We start from the raw sequence: 2,172 nt of genomic DNA, 5'->3' as shown, positions 1-2,172 counted from the left end.
TCTATTTTAAACAAAACTGTAAGCAATTGGCAGATGTGCAATCTTATAACGTTATAGGTGAAATTACAGGAAGCGAATTCCCTAATGAATTTATGATTGTTGGAGGACATTTAGACTCATGGGATTTAGGAGATGGATCTCACGATGATGGTGCAGGCGTAGTGCAATCTATGGATGTTTTAAGATTATTAAAAGAATCTGGCATTACACCAAAACGAAGTATCCGTGTTGTTTTATTTATGAATGAAGAAAACGGTTTACGCGGCGGAAACAAGTATGCTGAGGTTGCTAAACAGAAAAATGAAAATCACGTTTTTGCTTTAGAAAGTGATTCAGGTGGATTTACGCCTCGGGGTTTTACTTTCGATTGTACCGACGCTGCTTTTGATCAGGTTTTAAGTTGGCAATCGCTATTTAAACCATATCTTATTCATTATTTTGAAAAGGGTGGAAGTGGTGCCGATGTTGGTCCGCTTAAAACAGAAACAAATGTTTTAGCAGGTTTACGTCCAGATTCTCAACGTTATTTCGATCACCATCATGCAAGCAACGATACCTTCGATGCTATAAATAAACGCGAGTTGGAATTGGGTGCAGCAACCATGACCTCCTTAATTTATTTGTTTGATAAGTATGGTGTGAATCCAATTTCGAATAAATCAACCATAAAAGATTAAATAATTTTTCATCTTAAAAATGAAAAAATCAATTTCAGTACTAGTCTTATTTATAACAACCATTGTTATGGCACAAAGTGAAGAAAATTTACCATATTATGAAATTCCGGAATTTGCTGAAACTTATACTGCTGGTACTGTTGCGGCAAGAATGGTTGATGGCCTAGGTTTTCGCTACTATTGGGCAACAAAAGGCTTAACCCCAAAAGATTTAAGTTATAAAGCGAGCGAATCTAGTAGAAGTTCAGATGAAACTATTGACCATTTATTTGGTTTGTCTAATTTCATTTTGCGTTCAATTTCAGAAGAATTTGAGGCGATTGAAAACCCTGAAATGACTTTTGAAGAAAAAAGAAAACAAACACTTCTTAATTTTAAATCAGCTTCTGAAATATTAGGAAAATCTGAAGACTTATCGAAGTTTGATAATGATAAATATCGATTTTGGAATCTTATAAATGGCCCAATTGCAGATGCCTTATGGCATTGCGGACAAGTCGTAATGCTACGTCGTGCTTCTGGTAATCCGTTTAATTCTAAGGTAAGTGTTTTTCAAGGCAAGCTTAGAGAGTAGTTTAATCATCCCCGTTTTCTTCTAATTCTTTCTGTAAAAATTCTAATAAAGAAATGATACTAGCTTCGGTTCTTTCTCCTCTATTTTGAACAGCAGAATTTTCAAAAGCAATGGCAGATAATAATTTTAAAAAGCTACTATCTTTTTGAAGTGTTTTATAATCTTCAGCTGAAATATAAAAAGCACCATAATACTTATCTGTTAGGGCAAATTTCATATCAAAATATTCTAATAATTTAGGCTCACTATGTAAGGCATGAAAACGAAGGCGTTCTTCTTCGTAGCGTTTATAATATGGGTATGATCTTTCATATAACAATGAAATAGCGTTTCTCAAACTATCATTTGAAATGACTTCTACACCTTTAGATTGTAGTAATCCGTAGCCACTTGTGTTGGGATCGAAATGTGGTGTAACTCTTAAAATAGAAGCTATTTTGAAGAATGAATCAGAGGCTATTTCGTTTTTTTTTAGATAGTTAGTAATATTAGAACACGCCATGTTAATATCATCCATGAATTCGATATCATGTTGAATCTCTTTTAAATCTAATTTAAGATTACTTTGTAGTTCTTTTATTATTTTGGTTTCTAATTTTTTGGTATTATTTTCTTCTTTCCAAGTGTTTAACTGTAAGGCAATTAAAATTCCAATAACAACAAGAATAATTTCGCCAATGGCATATTTAAAATACTTGGTGGTTTTGCCTTCTTTTAGAAGCTTTTTACGAATGTTTCGGAAAAATTTAATCATATTTTGTTCTTTTTTAAAACCTTTAGAAGTAAAAAAAGCAAACTTAAACATGCAATTACTATGGCGGTAATTAGCATCTCCTTATTTGGTAAGTTTGAAAGGAAATATAGTATAATAAGGATTGCCAGAATAGGAACCGTCCAACCACCAGGAATTTTAAATCCATC

At 32.7% G+C, this 2,172-nt stretch carries 3 protein-coding genes; 2 read left to right on the top strand and 1 reads right to left on the bottom strand.

Features of this window, described 5'->3' with window-relative positions:
* Both WBN21_RS15030 and WBN21_RS15025 read left to right on the top strand, forming a co-directional pair.
* On the top strand, positions 1-677 hold a 677-nt coding region (locus WBN21_RS15030; RefSeq protein ID WP_424201697.1), incomplete at its 5' end, for a M20/M25/M40 family metallo-hydrolase.
* A 19-nt stretch (positions 678-696) separates the two neighbouring features.
* On the top strand, positions 697-1,251 hold the full coding sequence (locus tag WBN21_RS15025) for a hypothetical protein (RefSeq protein ID WP_424201695.1): 555 nt from the start codon (positions 697-699) through the stop codon (positions 1,249-1,251).
* 1 nt (position 1,252) lies between these two features.
* Here the strand turns inward: WBN21_RS15025 and WBN21_RS15020 are convergent, their stop codons facing one another.
* On the bottom strand, positions 1,253-2,005 hold the full coding sequence (locus WBN21_RS15020) for a DUF6090 family protein (protein ID WP_424201693.1): 753 nt from the start codon (positions 2,003-2,005) through the stop codon (positions 1,253-1,255).
* Positions 2,006-2,172 lie beyond the last annotated feature (167 nt).

Origin of the sequence: Algibacter sp. (assembly GCF_049667265.1) — a bacterium.
In the GTDB taxonomy this organism is placed as follows: domain Bacteria; phylum Bacteroidota; class Bacteroidia; order Flavobacteriales; family Flavobacteriaceae; genus Algibacter_B.
Note: the sequence above shows the minus strand (reverse complement) of the source record. Positions and strands in the feature narration are given on the sequence as shown.